Raw genomic sequence first — 16,494 nt, 5'->3', positions numbered from 1 at the left:
ATATTAGTCTAAAGTCACTTTAAGTCCAAGACCTAATAACTCGTGCATCAGTACATTAAATGATTCAGGAATCCCTGGTGTTGGCATTGGGCTACCTTTTACAATAGCTTCATATGCTTTAGCACGTCCAACAACATCATCTGATTTAACTGTTAACATTTCTTGAAGGATATTTGCAGCACCATAACCTTCTAGTGCCCAAACCTCCATTTCTCCAAGTCTTTGTCCACCAAACTGAGCTTTACCACCAAGTGGTTGCTGAGTAATAAGTGAATAAGGACCTATAGAACGAGCATGCATTTTATCATCGACCATGTGACCAAGCTTCAGCATGTATATAATACCAACTGTTGCAGGCTGATCAAAACGCTCTCCAGTACCACCATCATAAAGATAGGTTTGCCCATATCTTGGTAGCCCTGCCATATCAGTTTCGTTATTGATATCTTCAATGGAAGCACCATCAAAAACAGGTGTAAAGTATTTTCTATCAAGCTTTTGCCCAGCCCAACCTAATACAGTTTCATATATCTGTCCAAGGTTCATACGAGATGGTACACCAAGTGGATTAAGTACAATGTCAACTGTTGAACCATCCTCTAAGAATGGCATATCCTCATCACGAACAATTTTAGCTACAATACCTTTGTTACCATGACGACCAGCTAACTTATCTCCTACTTGAACTTTACGCTTTTTAGCAACATATACCTTTGCTAACTTAAGTACTCCAGCAGGAAGTTCGTCACCTACAGTAATTGCAAATTTCTTTCTTCTGAAGTCACTCAATAATTCACTATTCTTCAATAGGAAGTTATTCATTAAAGATTGAATTTTCACATTCAAGACTTTATCAACTACCCATTTGGTTGTACGAGTATTAACTGTATCGTAATCTATAGATTGAAGAGCCTTGAGAGTATATTTCACTCCTTTTGGAATAAGATCATCACCTAAATTACTCAAGATACCTTGTGATGTTTTACCACTTAGTATTGTGAATAGCTTATTAACTAAAATAGATTTTAATTCAGTTGCCTTTTGGTTGAATTCTTTTTCAAGAACTGCAACTGTCTCTTTATCCATAGCGCGTGTTCTTTTATCCTTAATAGATTTAGAGAACAGCTTTTTGTCAATTACAACACCTTTGAATGAAGGTCTTGCTTTAAGTGATGCATCTTTCACGTCACCCGCTTTATCACCAAAGATAGCTTTAAGAAGCTTTTCTTCAGGAGTAGGGTCAGATTCACCTTTTGGAGTAATTTTACCAATAATGATATCACCCGCTTTTATATCAGCTCCTACACGAATCATTCCATTTTCATCCAAATCCTTAGTCGCTTCTTCAGAGACGTTAGGTATATCAGCGGTTAATTCTTCAGGGCCTCTTTTAGTGTCTCTTACATTAACCAACATTTCTTCAATGTGGATAGATGTAAATAAATCTTCTCTAACAACACGCTCAGAAAGAACAATAGCATCCTCAAAGTTATAACCTTTCCAAGGCATAAATGCCACTTTTAGGTTTCTACCAATAGCTAATTCACCATTTTGAGTAGCGTATCCTTCACAAAGTACTTGACCTTCAACAACTTTATCACCTTTAACAACAATTGGCTTAAGATTGATACATGTGTTTTGGTTCGTTTTCTTAAACTTCGTTAGATTATATACCTTGACATCATCGTCAAAAGATAGTAATCTCTGTTCATCTGTTACTTCGTAGCGAATATGAATTGAGTTAGCATCAACATATTCAACAACACCATTACCTTCAGCATTTACTAGAACTCTTGAGTCACTAGCTACTTGAGGCTCAAGTCCTGTACCAACGATTGGAGCGTCAGCTTGTAATAAAGGAACAGCCTGACGCATCATGTTAGAGCCCATTAATGCACGGTTTGCATCATCATGCTCCAAGAATGGAATCAATGATGCTGCGATAGAAGCAATCTGGTTTGGAGCAACATCCATTAGGGTAATGTTTTGTGGCTCTGTCACTGGATAATCACCTTCAAATCTTGCTTTCACACGCTCAACCTCAAAATTACCTTTATCAGTAATTGGTGCGTTTGCTTGAGCAATAGTCATGTTATTTTCTTCCTCAGCAGTAAGGTAAATAGGTTGCTCGTCAACTTTAACAACACCATCTTCTACCTTGCGGTATGGAGTCTCTATAAAACCTAGGTTATTCACTTTTGCGTAAACACACAGTGAAGATATAAGACCAATATTTGGTCCCTCAGGAGTTTCAATAGGACATAATCTACCGTAGTGAGTGTAGTGAACATCACGCACCTCAAAACCTGCTCTTTCTCTTGAAAGACCACCAGGTCCTAATGCAGACATTCTTCTTTTATGCGTTACTTCAGCTAATGGATTTGTTTGATCCATAAATTGAGATAGCTGATTCGTACCAAAGAATGAATTGATTACTGAAGATAAAGTCTTCGCATTTATCAAATCAACAGGTGTAAAGACCTCGTTATCTCTAACGTTCATTCTTTCTCTAATGGTTCTTGCCATTCTAGAAAGACCTAAACTAAATTGATTTGAAAGTTGCTCACCAACAGTTCTCACCCTTCTGTTACTAAGGTGATCAATATCATCAACATTGGTTTTTGAATTAGCTAATTCTACCAAATTTTTGATGATTGAAATAATATCCTCTTTGGTTAGGATTTGAACGTCAGAATCAACGTCTAAACCTAATTTCTTATTTATTCTAAAACGTCCTACTTCGCCTAGACTATAACGCTGCTCTGAGAAGAATAATTTATCAATTATTCCTCTTGCCGTTTCCTCATCAGGTGGCTCAGCATTACGAAGCTGTCTATAGATATAAATTACCGCTTCTTTTTCTGAGTTAGTAGGATCTTTTTGTAATGTATTGTAAATGATAGCGTACTCTGAAGTGGAAACATCTTCTTTGTGAAGAAGTACTGTTTTTGATCCAGAATCAATGATATCATCAATGTGTTCTTTTTCAATAACTGTTTCTCTATCAATGATTACTTCATTTCTTTCAATGGAAACAACTTCACCTGTATCTTCATCAACAAAATCTTCAATCCAAGTTTTAAGTATTCTAGCAGCTAGTTTTCTGCCAACTACTCTTTTTAGAGCAGCCTTACTTACTCTTACTTCATCAGCAAGATTGAATATTTCAAGAATATCTTTATCATTTTCAAAACCAATAGATCGAAGTAAAGTTGTTACTGGTAACTTTTTCTTTCTATCGATGTAGGCATACATCACATTATGTATGTCAGTTGCAAATTCTATCCATGAACCTTTGAAAGGTATAACTCTTGCTGAGTATAATTTTGCTCCGTTGGCGTGGAAACTATGTCCAAAGAAAACGCCTGGAGAACGGTGTAACTGAGAAACTACCACTCGTTCAGCACCGTTTATTACAAAAGATCCTTTAGGAGTAACATAAGGGACTGAACCTAAGAACACTTCTTGTTCGATAGTTTCAAAGTCCTCATGATCAGGATCTGTACAGTATAATTTAAGTTTTGCTTTTAGAGGAACTTTGTAGGTTAAACCTCTTTCGATACACTCTTTAATTGAGTATCTCGGTGGATCAATGTTGTAATCAATGAACTCTAATACGAAGTTATTTCTCGAATCAGAGATTGGAAAATGATCATTGAACACTTGCCATAAACCTTCTTCTTTTCTTGTATCAGCAGAAACACCGATTTGGAAAAAGTCTTTGAAAGCACCTATTTGAATATCTAAAAAATCAGGATAATTAAGCTGATTTTTGATAGATGCAAAATTGATTCTATTGGTAGTTTTATTTGAAGCCAACTTGGTATATGTTTTTGTTAAAAAAATAAATCGTTTGTAAACACAAAAGGGTTTAAGCTTTAAACGGGTGTTTAAAGCCTAAACCATTAAGGATGGTAATGTAAACTTATTTAAGTTCCACTTCAGCACCAGCACCCTCTAGTTGGGTTTTTAATGCTTCAGCTTCGTCTTTAGATACACCTTCTTTAATTGGAGCTGGTGCACCGTCTACAATATCTTTAGCTTCTTTAAGACCAAGACCTGTCAACTCTTTTACAAGTTTTACAACAGCTAACTTAGATCCTCCAGCGGCTTTTAAGATTACATCGAATTCTGATTTCTCTTCAGCAGCGTCTCCGCCACCTCCAGCAGCAGGTCCAGCAACAGCTACAGCAGCAGCTGCAGGCTCTATTCCATACTCGTCTTTTAAGATATCAGCTAATTCACTTACTTCTTTTACAGTCAAGTTTACTAACTGTTCTGCGAAAGCTTTTAAATCTGCCATGTTTAATTTAGTTTAATTGTTATACATTTTATTTAATGTGGAAGCATTAAAAAATTAGTGGTGCGTAATCACTAAGATTATTATTCTGATCTCTCAGATAAAGTTTTTAAAATTCCAGAAAGTTTTCCACCTGCTGATTGCAGTGAAGAAATAACCGTTTTCGGTGGCGATTGTAGTAGAGTAATAATTTCTCCAATCAATTCGTCTTTCGATTTAAGTGAGCATAATACCTCAACTTGATCGTCTCCGAAATAGAAGCTTTCTTCAATAAATGCCGATTTTAAAAGCGGCTTATCTTGTTTCTTTCTGAATTCTTTAATAATTTTTGCTGGAGCGTTTGTTGACTCTGCAAACATAATTGCTGTATTTCCTTTTAAAGAATCATACATTTGAGCAAAATCAATGTCATTTTTCTCCATTGCTTTTCTAAGTAATGTGTTTTTAATCACTTGGATTTGGACATCACTCTTGTAGCATAAACGTCTTAAGTCACTGTTACTTGCAGCATTTAAACCAGCAATATCAGTAAGATAAAAGTTTTTATTTTCGACTAGTTGAGCACTTAGCTCATCAATTGCTTTATTTTTTTCTTCTCTTGTCATAACTAATAACTGATTTAGATAGATTTTTCATCAATTCGAATACTTGGGCTCATCGTCGATGACATGTATACGCTTTGCATGTATGTGCCTTTTGAGGACGATGGTTTAAGTTTCAAAATAGTTTGTAATAACTCATTAGCGTTGTCAACTAATTTTGACGAATCGAATGAGGCTTTACCAATTGCACAGTGGATGATACCAAATTTATCAACTTTGAAATCGATTTTACCTTTTTTAACATCAGAAACCGCTTTGCCTATTTCCATAGTAACAGTTCCAGTCTTAGGGTTAGGCATTAAACCTCTTGGTCCTAAAACACGACCTAGAGCACCCAATTTACCCATTACCGAAGGCATTGTTATAATAACGTCGACATCAGTCCAACCACCTTTTAATTTTTCAATGTAATCTTCAAGACCAACAAAATCAGCGCCAGCTTCTTTAGCTTCAGCTTCTTTGTCAGCAGATACCAGAGCTAAGACTTTTACATCTTTTCCTGTACCATGTGGAAGTGTAACAACACCTCTGACCATCTGATTAGCTTGTTTAGGGTCAACACCCAATTTTACAGCGATATCTACAGATGCATCAAACTTAGTTTTAGAAATAGATTTCATTAAACCAGCTGCATCAGTAAGAGTGTAAGCAGTAGCCTTATCTATAAGAGCTGAAGCTTCTTTCGTATTTTTACTAACTCTAGCCATATCCTTATTTTTTTTGTGGTGCAGTACCACCTTTAACTGTTAAACCCATACTTCTTGCTGTACCAGCTATCATCATCATAGCTGAATCTACTGAAAAGGCATTTAAATCTGCCATTTTATCCTCAGCTATGGTTTTGATTTGATCCCAGCTTACAGAACCTACTTTAGTTCTATTAGGTTCACCAGAACCTTTTTTCTTTTTAGATGCTTCCAACAATTGTACTGCTGCCGGTGCAGTTTTGATAACAAATTCAAAAGATTTGTCAGCAAAAACAGTGATAACAACAGGAACAATTTTCCCTTGCTTTTCTTGAGTTCTAGCATTAAACTGCTTACAGAACTCCATGATGTTTACCCCAGCGGCACCTAGTGCAGGACCTACTGGTGGTGAAGGATTAGCTGCGCCCCCTCTAACCTGTAATTTTACTATTTTACTTACTTCTTTAGCCATTACTTAAGTTTGTTTAAGATATTATTCTATTGAAAGTTGGAAGCATTAATGTTTCAACAAAATAAAATCGGTTGTTTAAATATTTATTCTTTTTCAACTTGCATAAAACTCAATTCAACAGGAGTTTTACGACCAAATATTTTTACTGTAACTTTTAATTTTTTCTTTTGTTCATCTATCTCTTCAATGAAACCACTGAAAGAGTTAAATGGTCCGTCAATTACTTTCACTGACTCACCCACTACGTAAGGTATCACTATTTCTTCGTCAGTGATAGCCAACTCATCAACTTTACCAAGTATTCTATTCACTTCAGATGTTCTCATTGGTACAGGCTCACCGCCTTTGGTAGCACCAAGAAAACCTATGACACCAGGTACAGATTTGATGATGTGAGGAACTTCACCGACAAGATTGGCTTCAACAAGAATATATCCAGGAAAGAAATTTCTTTCTTTACTGACTTTTTTACCATTTCTTATTTGAAAAACTTTTTCAGTAGGCACAAGAATTTGAGAAACAAAATCAGAGAGATTTAATCTTGAGATTTCGTTTTCAATATATGTGCAAACTTTTTTTTCTTGTCCGCCTATTGCTCTTACTACGTACCAGTGTTTATCTGCCATGTCAATTTTTAAAATAAGTCATATAACACTTCTAGAATATTACGGAAACTTAAATCCATAACATAAACTATTAGTGCAATGATTAATGAAGCAATTGCAACTACAATTGAGCTACTTTGTAGCTCTTTCCATGTAGGCCAAGAGACTTTATTCATTAAGTCGTCAGCTGATTCTTTTATGTATTCGACAAATTTTGCCATTTCATTTAATATTTATTGCACGGGTGGAGAGACTCGAACTCCCAACCAATGGTTTTGGAGACCACTACTCTACCAATTGAGCTACACCCGTAAAACAGCAATAGGAAAGGTCTAATTTAGACCTTTCCCTTGAATGCTGTTAGTAAAAATTATTACTAGCTGATAATCTCAGTAATCTGACCAGCACCTACAGTTCTACCACCCTCACGGATTGCAAAACGAAGACCTTGGCTCATCGCTACTTTATTGATTAATTCAACTGTAATTGTTAGGTTGTCACCTGGCATTACCATTTCAGTACCTTCTGGCAACTGAATTTCTCCAGTTACGTCAGTCGTTCTTAAATAGAACTGTGGACGGTACTTGTTATGGAATGGTGTATGACGACCACCTTCTTCTTTTTTCAAGATATAAACCTCAGCCTTAAATTTAGTGTGAGGTGTTACAGAACCTGGTTTGCAGATTACCATACCTCTTTTGATATCAGATTTCTCAATACCACGAAGTAAGATACCTACGTTGTCACCCGCTTCACCTCTATCTAAGATTTTACGGAACATCTCAACACCAGTTACTGTAGATCCTAATTTCTCAGCACCCATACCGATGATATCAACCGAATCACCTGTGTTTGCAACACCTGTTTCGATACGACCTGTAGCAACAGTACCACGTCCAGTAATAGTAAATACATCCTCGATAGGCATCAAGAAGTCTTTAGCATTATCACGAACTGGCTCTGGAATGTGAGCGTCAACAGCTTCCATTAATTTCATTACAGAATCAACCCACTGAGCTTCACCGTTAAGTGCACCCAAAGCAGAACCTGCAACAACTGGAGCATTGTCACCATCATACTCATAGAAAGAAAGTAATTCTCTCACTTCCATCTCTACTAATTCTAAAAGTTCCTCATCGTCAACCATATCCACTTTATTAAGGAATACAACGACAGCAGGAACACCTACCTGACGAGCTAATAAGATATGCTCTCTCGTTTGAGGCATTGGACCATCAGTGGCCGCACAAACTAAGATTGCACCATCCATCTGAGCAGCACCAGTAACCATGTTTTTTACGTAATCGGCGTGACCTGGACAGTCAACGTGAGCGTAATGACGATTAGCAGTTTCATACTCTACGTGAGCAGTGTTAATAGTTATACCTCTTTCTTTTTCTTCTGGAGCGTTATCGATAGAGTCAAACGCTTGAGCTTCACACAATCCAGCGTCCGCCAATACCTTAGTAATAGCGGCAGTCAAGGTAGTTTTACCGTGGTCAACATGACCGATTGTACCAATGTTTAAGTGTGGTTTGGTACGATTAAAATTCTCTTTTGCCATAGCTAGCTATTTTTAATTAATTAAAGTTAGTCCTCCTATAAAGAAAGGCTGTTTTTTTATTTCTATTGAGCCAATGACGGGAATTGAACCCGTGACCTCTTCCTTACCAAGGAAACGCTCTACCCCTGAGCTACATCGGCTTAGGTTAAGAGCGGGAGACGGGATTCGAACCCGCGACCCTCAGCTTGGAAGGCTGATGCTCTGGCCAGCTGAGCTACTCCCGCAAATTTGTTAATGTGGGGAGAGCAGGATTCGAACCTACGAAGGCGAAGCCAACAGATTTACAGTCTGTCCTCGTTGACCGCTTGAGTATCTCCCCATAACAATTAGCTCTTAAACTAAGAACTGAGCCGCTAGAGGGACTCGAACCCACGACCTGCTGATTACAAATCAGCTGCTCTAGCCAACTGAGCTATAGCGGCAATTTCAATAAATAAAAAAACAGCCCCTCTTGAAAAAGGGTTTGCAAATGTATTAAAGTTTTTGTTTCACACAAATAACAAATACTGTTTTTTTTTATGATATCTATTTTAAGGGGAAAATAAGGCTAAACTAAGCGCTTTTTATGCTTGTTTTTCTTGACTTGTCTTACCAAAATTTCTTGGACAAGATCAACAGCCTCTTCAAAAGACTCGCATTTTTTACTTGCAAACAACTCACTAAAACCAGTATTGACTTTGACTTCCACTAGTTTATTTGACTTGTCTGAGGCATTTTCTATTCTAAGAAAAACATCCGACGATATTAACTCATCATCAAATTGCAATAATTTTTCAATTTTCTTAGTTGTAAAATCTAATAATTTTTGGTCTGCGTCGAAACGTACTGAATGAATAGTGATTTGCATAATGTGATTTTTTATGCTCTTGGATGAGCGTTATTAAATATTTGTTTTAGTTTACCTATCGAATTATGAGTATAGACTTCGGTAGCGGATAAACTTGCATGGCCTAACAATTCCTTTATGACATTAAGGTCTGCTCCATTGTTGAGCATATGTGTAGCAAAGGTGTGTCTAAGTATGTGAGGACTTTTTTTATCAATTGTAGTTACACCCTTTAGTAAATCATTTACTTTTCGGTATACCATACTTGGATTAAGTTTCTTTCCTGAATCTGTAAGTAATAAATAAGAACGGTCAATTGCTTTTTCGTTCATTCTTAAACCCATATAATTATCGATAGACTTTTTCAACTCTTTGGTTAACGGAATAATACGTTCTTTATTGCGCTTTCCAAGCACTTTAACTTGGCTTTTTATAGTATCAACATCTTTTAATTTAATATTGATGAGTTCTGATAACCTTATGCCTGTTGAATAAAATATTTCAATAATTAACTTATCTCTTTTACCTGAATACTCATTATTAAAGTTCAGCTTATCTAACAACTTGTTCATGTCATCTAATCCAACAAATTGAGGCAATTTTTTAGAAGTTTTTGAAGAAGATATCTTAAGTGTTGGATTATCTTTTATGACTTCTTCTTTCACTAAATATTTAAAAAATGATTTTAAACTCGTAATTTTTCGATTTACGGTTCGAGCTGAATTTCCATTATTTAACTCTTCTACCAACCAGCTTCTTATCATTGCATGATTAGTTTTATCAATAGAAATAGTGTAAATCTCTTTTAAGTATGATTGAAATAATTTGAGATCGGTACGGTATGCTTTTACCGTATGTGAGGAGTAGCGTTTCTCCAAAAGTAAGTAATCAAGATAGTTTTGAATCAAAGGCATAAAAAAAGAGACAACGGTTTGAACGAATATACTAAAATAGTATCAAAAATTCAAATGATGTCTCAAATAAATGGAGCAAAGACGTTTAGTCTTCTTCTCTCTGTAAAGTCTCTTTGTAAGCGGCTTTAATCTTTTGATTACGCAATTCAACTGACTTTTTAGTGAATTCACGACGAGCTCTTAATTGCTTCATCGTACCTGTCATATTGAATTTTTTCTTAAATTTCTTAAGTGCTCTATCAATAGATTCTCCGTCTTTTACTGGAATAATAATCATCTTCTGTTTTTTATTGGGCTGCAAATATACAAATATCTACTTCACATACAACTGCTTAACTTAAAATTTGCTTAGCGATAACTATTTTTTGAATTTCTGAGGTGCCTTCTCCGATTGTACATAACTTGGAGTCTCGGTAAAATCGTTCAACAGGAAAGTCTTTAGTATATCCATACCCGCCTAAAACTTGAACAGCATCCGTTGAAACTTGTACCGCAACCTCAGAAGAATAATACTTTGCCATGGCTCCGTCTAATGTGACTTTTTGGTTTGTGTTTTTCTTATCAACTGCCTTGTATATCAACAACTCTGAAGCTTCAATGGTTGTAGCCATATCAGCTAATTTAAAAGCTATGGCTTGATGATGAGCTATTGGCTTGCCGAATTGAACTCTTTCCTTAGAGTATTTTAATGCCGCTTGGTATGCGCCTTTGGCAATACCTAATGATAAGGCTGCAATTGAAATTCTTCCACCATCAAGGACTTTCATAGCTTGAATAAACCCTTCACCTATATTTCCAAGAAGATTATCGTTTGATATTCTACAATTGTCAAAAACTAACTCTGCAGTTTCAGACGCTCTCATACCGAGTTTATCTTCTTTTTTACCTGAACTAAAGCCCTGTGTTCCTTTCTCAACAATAAAAGCTGACATGCCTTTAGAGTCACCTTTTTCACCAGTTCTTACAATCACTACTGCAACATCACCGCTTATAGCGTGAGTGATAAAGTTCTTAGCACCATTCAACACCCACTCATCACCATCCTTGACGGCTGTTGTGGACATACCACCAGAGTCCGAGCCAGTATTGTGCTCTGTTAAGCCCCAGGCTCCTATCCATTCAGCTGTTGCTAATTTAGGCAAGTACTTTTTCTTTTGTAGTTCATTACCGAATTGCATAATATGACCTGTGCACAAAGAGTTGTGAGCCGCCATAGACAAACCTATTGAAGGGTCTACTTTTGCTAATTCTTCAATAGCTGTAACGTATTCTGCATAACCGAAACCTGAACCGCCATACTCTTGAGGCACTAAAACGCCCATCAAACCCAACTCGCCCAATTTCTTAAATACGGCAACAGGGAAAGTCTGATTGTCATCCCAATCTTTCATAAATGGCACAATTTCCTTTTCTGAAAATGAACGAATCATTTCTGAGATTAGCTTTTGATTTTCATTGTAATTAAAATCCATTCTTTAATATTTTATCAGTGAATTAATATCTTCTGAAAATTTTAACAAATTATTTCTACCATCTAAAAAGGACAACTCCACAACGAATAAAAATGATAGTATATTTCCTCCTAGTCGCTGTACTAATTTTGAGGCTGCAACAGCCGTACCACCAGTAGCGAGTAAATCGTCATGAATGACTACATTCCAGCCGTCTTTTATTGCATCTGTATGAATTTCTACCTTAGCTGTCCCATATTCCAAATCATATTCCTCACAAATTATGTCAGCAGGTAATTTTCCAGCTTTTCGAACAGGTACAAATGGTACATTCAAAGCATTAGCTAATAACATTCCAAATAGAAACCCTCGACTTTCAACACCTACAATTGCATCAATTTTTTTATCTTTTAAAATTTCAACAAATGAATTTACAACTAAAGATGACGCCTCAGGACTTGACAAGATGGGGGTAATATCTTTGAAGGATATTCCAACTTTTGGAAAGTCTTTTACTTCCCTAATGTATTCGACTAACAGACTCGTTTTCATCGGTGGTTAAATAAGGTGCAATTTTACGGAATTTAAGGGAGTCTATCAAATGTAAATTGAGTAAATCAGTTAGTGTTCTATATACACCGCGCTGCTGTTTATAGCTAACAATTAAATTTGCCATCTTGTATGAAATGTATGGGTGTCTTCGTAAATCTTTTGCTTCTGAAAAATTAATATTGATTTTTTTAATTTGATTGGTGTCAATAATCAAATGCGATTTGATAGTGGCGTATCTCAAAGAGTCCATTCCATACACTTCTTTTAGCTGATCGATTGAATAAAAACCTACAAGTAAATGTCGATACTTACAAATTCGATTTGCAAAGACAGTACCTATTGATGGTAATGATTTAAAACTTGTAGTGTCTGCTAAATTGACCTCAACACTAAGCCTATTATATATCAACGGCTTATTTTGTGTAACTACGTTTTTAATTTTGTAATTATATTTTTGCTTCTTATCTTCTTCTCTCAATCGATTAACCTCTTCTTTGTAAGCTGAAAAATCATAAGAAATCGGGGTGTGTTTTCTCTATACATCTTTGAAAAAAGACATAAGAATTACTACAATAGATAAAAACACTATACCATTTCGATGCGAATAATTAAAATAAAAAAAGTTTTTCATGGACTTGATGAGTGATTATTTCACTTTTTTAATCACTCCTGTTTTTACTTTGTTTAAGTACTCTTTTAAATCTATTTTCACTTCTCCTGACAGAATCAACAAGCCTAATATGTTAGGGAATGCCATAGCTAAAATCATCATATCAGAAAAATCAAGAACTGCACCTAATTTAACAGATGATCCAACTATAATGAACGCTAAAAATATAAGCTTATAAACAAGTTCAGATTTTTTAGAGGAACCAAATAAGTAAGTCCATGATTTCAACCCATAATATGACCAAGATATCATAGTAGAAAAAGCAAATAAAAATATGGCTATAACTAGAACATATGGAAACCACGATATCACACTTTCAAATGCTTGTGAAGTAAGTTGAGCTCCTTCTACTCCTTGCACACCTGACATACCTGTTACAATAATTACTAAGGCTGTCATGGTACAAATTACTACTGTATCAATAAATGGCTCAAGTAAAGAGACAATGCCTTCGCTGACTGGCTCATTAGTTTTAGTTGCTGAATGTGCAATAGAGGCAGACCCTACACCAGCTTCATTTGAAAATGCTGCTCTTCTAAATCCTTGAATGATTACGCCTATAAAACCTCCAAATGCAGCACTAGGCGCAAACGCACCTTCAATAATCATTGCAAAAGCGTTACCTATTTCTGAAAAATTAACAACTAGAATAACTAAGGCAGCTGCAACATAAAGAACTGCCATAAAAGGAACTATTTTTTCTGTGACTTTGGCAATACTCTTAATACCTCCTATTATTACTGTACCCACTAAAATGGCTAAAAGAAAACCAAACATAGGTCCATTACCTGAAAGCATAGGGAACTGCCCAGAAAGTTGAGCATAGGCCTGATTAGCCTGAAACATGTTGCCTCCACCAAAAGAACCGCCTATACAGAGGATGGCAAATATTACAGCTAATACTTTACCAACATTTGCAAATCCGTATTTTGCTAATCCGTTTTTAAGGTAATACATGGGGCCTCCTGAAACTTCACCGTTTTCATTGACAACTCTATACTTTACCCCTAGCGTGCATTCAACAAATTTTGATGACATACCTAATAATCCAGCCACAATCATCCAAAAGGTAGCTCCAGGACCACCTACTGTAATAGCTACAGCAACACCCGCAATATTACCTAGTCCTACAGTGGCTGATAGTGCGGTCGCTAATGCCTGAAAATGAGATACCTCTCCTTCGTCATTAGGGTCGTCATACTTACCACGAACTAAATCTATAGCATGTTTAAAAGCCCTAATGTTGATGAAATTCATCTTTAAGGTAAAAAAGATAGCCCCAAATACTAACCACACCACAACAATTGGTATTGACGTTCCAATATCAAAGCCCATAGCGGCAATAGGATCCCAAAAAATAAATTGAGCAATGACATCTACAATAGGCACAAAGAAGTCGTTTATTCGATCGCCTAAATTGTTAGTTCCTTCAGCAAAAAGGGAGTTAGCGAAAAGTAACGATGATAGTAAAAATAAAATACGTTTCATATGGATGTAATTGATATTAATTAATTTGTTTTTCTAATAGTGCTAACCCTTCTTCAAAAGAATGAGGGACATAACCTAGTTGATTTATAATTTTGTTTAAAAGGAAACCTGTTTTAGGTGGTCGTTTTGCTTTTTGATTTAAAGTCGATGAAGATATTCTATTTATTTGAGATTTATCGCACTGATAAAAATCAGCCATTCTTTCTACCATTTCATAAATACTCATAATATCCTTACCTGAGGCATTATATATTCCTGTTGCTTGTTTTTCGACAACTAAACGACATGCTTGAGCCAAATCTTCAGCTAAAGTAGGAGAACGAAATTGATCGTCAATTATATTTAATGTTTGCCCTTCTTTTAATGCTTTTCTTCCCCAAAGAACAATGTTGTTTCTTTGTAGGTTTTCAGCTGTTCCATACAATATTATGGTTCTTAAAATTGCCCACTTACAACTTGAATCTTGAAGAACCTTTTCAGACTTCCATTTAGAGAGCCCATAATAACTTAAAGGATTAGCTATATCGTCTTCAGAGTAAGGTCCATTTTCACCATCAAAAATAAAATCTGTTGAAATATGGATTAAATGTGTGTCATATTGCTCACATGCTTTAGACAAGTATTCGATAGCCCTAACATTTATCTTATCACACAACTCTTTTTGATCTTCACAGCCATCTACATTCGTCATTGCAGCCGTGTTTATTACAGCATCTGGCTTGTATTTTTCGAATGTCTCGAAAATAGCTTCTTCATCTGTAATGTCTAAGCTATGATAGATAAAATCGGATTGATTAGAAATTAAACACGAACCTTTTGAACTTGCTATAACATTGTTTTTTTCTTTTAATAAATGAACAAGTTTTTGTCCTAGCAATCCATTACTTCCTGTTATTAAAATTGATTTACTCATTTAAATTACAGGCTTTTTGGTTTTATCAAATATAAAATAAGGTATATTATTATGGGAGAACCAAAACCAAGAATAGCAGCAACAATGAATAGCATCCGAATGCCTGAAACATCAAGTTCAAATTTTTCAGCAATCCAAGCGCAAACTCCTAAAATCTTTTTTTCAATCATGAGTTTTTAATAATTTATTAAGTTTCTTTATTTGCTCGTTAGACCCTAAAACAAATAATTTAGAGTTCGGTATGAGCATGGTTTCAGCACTGGGGTTAATTACATATTTACCTTCAGGTGTTTTGAAACCAATAATATTACAGCCGGTGTGTAAACGCGCATTTAAATCTTTGACGGTCTTGTTCTGAAAGTCGCCAGGCAAATGATTAAGTGATATTTCTTCTAGATTAATTTCTGCGTTACCTTCTAAAGTAATGTTGTCTAAAAACTCAACAACATCAGGTGTTGTGACTAGCGAAGCCATATGTGCGCCACCTAATTTATTAGGCATAATCACATTATCGGCACCAGCTATTTTTAATTTATCAAGTGATTCATCGTAAGACGCTCTACTAATAATTATTAAATCATTCTTTTTTTGTCTTGCAGAAAGAACAACATACAGATTGTCGGCATCTGAAGATAGAGTAGAGATTAATGCTTTGGCTCTTGAAATTCCTGCTAACTCCAATGTTTCGTCAAGGGTAGCGTCACCCTTAACAAATAAGTAGCGTTGTGTATCTCTTAATTTATCAATGCTCTGTGGGTTATTATCAATGACCACAAATTCCTGATTGTGAGCAGCTAATTTGTCTACAGCTTGAGAACCATTTCTTCCAAAACCACATACTATGGTGTGATCCTTTATTCCTTTAATTTCTTTTTTCACTTTGTAATCTTTAAAGTACATGTTGAATTCTCCACCAACAATATAGGTCGTGACCACAGATACTGAATAAGCAAATGTACCAAAACTTGCGATGATTAAAAAGGTTGTAAATAATCGACCATTTTCAGACAACTCAACAACTTCTTGGAAACCTACTGATGAAACGGTGATTACCGTCATATAAATGGCATCCAAAAGAGAGTAATTTTCTATGTGGATAAAACCAAAAATGCCAATAACAACTATTAACAGAATAAAAAAAACTGCATAATAGATTTTGGCAAAAACAAATATTCTCTTTTTCATCACAAATCAAAAACACTAGGTCGTTTACGATATTTAAAATGATTTCTTACTCTTAAGATAAAGACCATACTGAGATAAAACAAAGGAATTCCAAAATTTACAAAGGATAAGTATATAAAAAACAAACGGACAAAAGAAGGCTTTAAGCCTAACTTACTTGCCCACCATGCGCTAACTCCGAAGAATTGTTTCTCAAAAAAATTTAGCAAACTATTCATTTTTTGTAATCAAGTAATTACCGATGTTGCAATTTAAACATTTTTTAG

At 35.5% G+C, this 16,494-nt stretch carries 18 protein-coding genes and 5 tRNA genes; all 23 read right to left on the bottom strand.

Annotated elements, in window-relative coordinates; genetic code table 11:
* Window positions 1-3: 3 nt before the first annotated feature.
* Window positions 4-3,819, bottom strand: coding sequence for a DNA-directed RNA polymerase subunit beta (gene rpoB / locus P8I29_00505; protein ID MDG1916278.1), 3,816 nt, complete (start codon window positions 3,817-3,819; stop codon window positions 4-6).
* Window positions 3,820-3,925: 106 nt separating this feature from the next.
* The gene (gene rplL / locus P8I29_00500) at window positions 3,926-4,303 is read right to left on the bottom strand and encodes a 50S ribosomal protein L7/L12 (GenBank protein ID MDG1916277.1); all 378 of its coding nucleotides are present in this window, start codon (window positions 4,301-4,303) and stop codon (window positions 3,926-3,928) included.
* A gap of 80 nt (window positions 4,304-4,383) precedes the next feature.
* On the bottom strand, window positions 4,384-4,905 hold the full coding sequence (gene rplJ / locus P8I29_00495) for a 50S ribosomal protein L10 (protein ID MDG1916276.1): 522 nt from the start codon (window positions 4,903-4,905) through the stop codon (window positions 4,384-4,386).
* Window positions 4,906-4,919: 14 nt separating this feature from the next.
* Window positions 4,920-5,609 carry a 50S ribosomal protein L1 gene (gene rplA / locus P8I29_00490; protein MDG1916275.1) on the bottom strand — a complete coding sequence of 230 codons (690 nt, stop codon included), beginning with the start codon at window positions 5,607-5,609 and terminating at the stop codon, window positions 4,920-4,922.
* 4 nt (window positions 5,610-5,613) lie between these two features.
* A complete protein-coding gene (gene rplK, locus P8I29_00485; GenBank protein MDG1916274.1) occupies window positions 5,614-6,060 on the bottom strand; it encodes a 50S ribosomal protein L11 in 447 nt (148 codons plus the stop codon).
* 83 nt (window positions 6,061-6,143) lie between these two features.
* The gene (nusG, locus tag P8I29_00480) at window positions 6,144-6,686 is read right to left on the bottom strand and encodes a transcription termination/antitermination protein NusG (GenBank protein MDG1916273.1); all 543 of its coding nucleotides are present in this window, start codon (window positions 6,684-6,686) and stop codon (window positions 6,144-6,146) included.
* Between the two features lie 8 nt (window positions 6,687-6,694).
* Entirely contained in the window at window positions 6,695-6,886 is a 192-nt protein-coding gene (secE, locus tag P8I29_00475; GenBank protein ID MDG1916272.1) for a preprotein translocase subunit SecE, read from the bottom strand.
* An 18-nt stretch (window positions 6,887-6,904) separates the two neighbouring features.
* Window positions 6,905-6,977 (bottom strand) — tRNA-Trp (locus P8I29_00470).
* 64 nt (window positions 6,978-7,041) lie between these two features.
* The gene (gene tuf / locus P8I29_00465) at window positions 7,042-8,229 is read right to left on the bottom strand and encodes an elongation factor Tu (GenBank protein ID MDG1916271.1); all 1,188 of its coding nucleotides are present in this window, start codon (window positions 8,227-8,229) and stop codon (window positions 7,042-7,044) included.
* Between the two features lie 68 nt (window positions 8,230-8,297).
* Window positions 8,298-8,369 (bottom strand) — tRNA-Thr (locus tag P8I29_00460).
* 10 nt (window positions 8,370-8,379) lie between these two features.
* Window positions 8,380-8,453: transfer RNA gene (locus P8I29_00455), tRNA-Gly, on the bottom strand.
* Window positions 8,454-8,466: 13 nt separating this feature from the next.
* Window positions 8,467-8,548, bottom strand: a tRNA-Tyr gene (locus P8I29_00450).
* 29 nt (window positions 8,549-8,577) lie between these two features.
* Window positions 8,578-8,651 (bottom strand) — tRNA-Thr (locus P8I29_00445).
* A 125-nt stretch (window positions 8,652-8,776) separates the two neighbouring features.
* A complete protein-coding gene (gene raiA / locus P8I29_00440) occupies window positions 8,777-9,076 on the bottom strand; it encodes a ribosome-associated translation inhibitor RaiA (protein ID MDG1916270.1) in 300 nt (99 codons plus the stop codon).
* An 11-nt stretch (window positions 9,077-9,087) separates the two neighbouring features.
* Complete coding sequence (locus P8I29_00435; protein ID MDG1916269.1) at window positions 9,088-9,969, bottom strand: tyrosine-type recombinase/integrase; 882 nt, start codon at window positions 9,967-9,969, stop codon at window positions 9,088-9,090.
* 85 nt (window positions 9,970-10,054) lie between these two features.
* Entirely contained in the window at window positions 10,055-10,246 is a 192-nt protein-coding gene (rpsU, locus tag P8I29_00430; GenBank protein MDG1916268.1) for a 30S ribosomal protein S21, read from the bottom strand.
* Window positions 10,247-10,301: 55 nt separating this feature from the next.
* Window positions 10,302-11,441, bottom strand: a complete 1,140-nt coding sequence (locus tag P8I29_00425) for an acyl-CoA dehydrogenase family protein (GenBank protein MDG1916267.1) — start codon at window positions 11,439-11,441, stop codon at window positions 10,302-10,304.
* Between the two features lie 3 nt (window positions 11,442-11,444).
* Entirely contained in the window at window positions 11,445-11,972 is a 528-nt protein-coding gene (locus tag P8I29_00420) for an adenine phosphoribosyltransferase (GenBank protein ID MDG1916266.1), read from the bottom strand.
* Entirely contained in the window at window positions 11,941-12,450 is a 510-nt protein-coding gene (locus P8I29_00415) for a helix-hairpin-helix domain-containing protein (GenBank protein ID MDG1916265.1), read from the bottom strand. The genes P8I29_00420 and P8I29_00415 overlap by 32 nt, the downstream gene beginning before the upstream one ends.
* A 168-nt stretch (window positions 12,451-12,618) precedes the next feature.
* Window positions 12,619-14,130, bottom strand: a complete 1,512-nt coding sequence (locus P8I29_00410; protein ID MDG1916264.1) for an alanine/glycine:cation symporter family protein — start codon at window positions 14,128-14,130, stop codon at window positions 12,619-12,621.
* Window positions 14,131-14,146: 16 nt separating this feature from the next.
* Window positions 14,147-15,043: an SDR family oxidoreductase gene (locus tag P8I29_00405; GenBank protein MDG1916263.1), complete on the bottom strand. Its 897-nt coding sequence runs from the start codon at window positions 15,041-15,043 to the stop codon at window positions 14,147-14,149.
* A 5-nt stretch (window positions 15,044-15,048) separates the two neighbouring features.
* Complete coding sequence (locus P8I29_00400) at window positions 15,049-15,213, bottom strand: PspC domain-containing protein (GenBank protein ID MDG1916262.1); 165 nt, start codon at window positions 15,211-15,213, stop codon at window positions 15,049-15,051.
* Window positions 15,206-16,228: a potassium channel protein gene (locus P8I29_00395; GenBank protein MDG1916261.1), complete on the bottom strand. Its 1,023-nt coding sequence runs from the start codon at window positions 16,226-16,228 to the stop codon at window positions 15,206-15,208. The genes P8I29_00400 and P8I29_00395 overlap by 8 nt, the downstream gene beginning before the upstream one ends.
* Between the last annotated feature and the right edge of the window lie 266 nt (window positions 16,229-16,494).

The organism is Flavobacteriales bacterium (genome assembly GCA_029248105.1).
Classification (GTDB): Bacteria; Bacteroidota; Bacteroidia; order Flavobacteriales; family UBA7312; genus UBA8444.
Note: the sequence above shows the minus strand (reverse complement) of the source record. Positions and strands in the feature narration are given on the sequence as shown.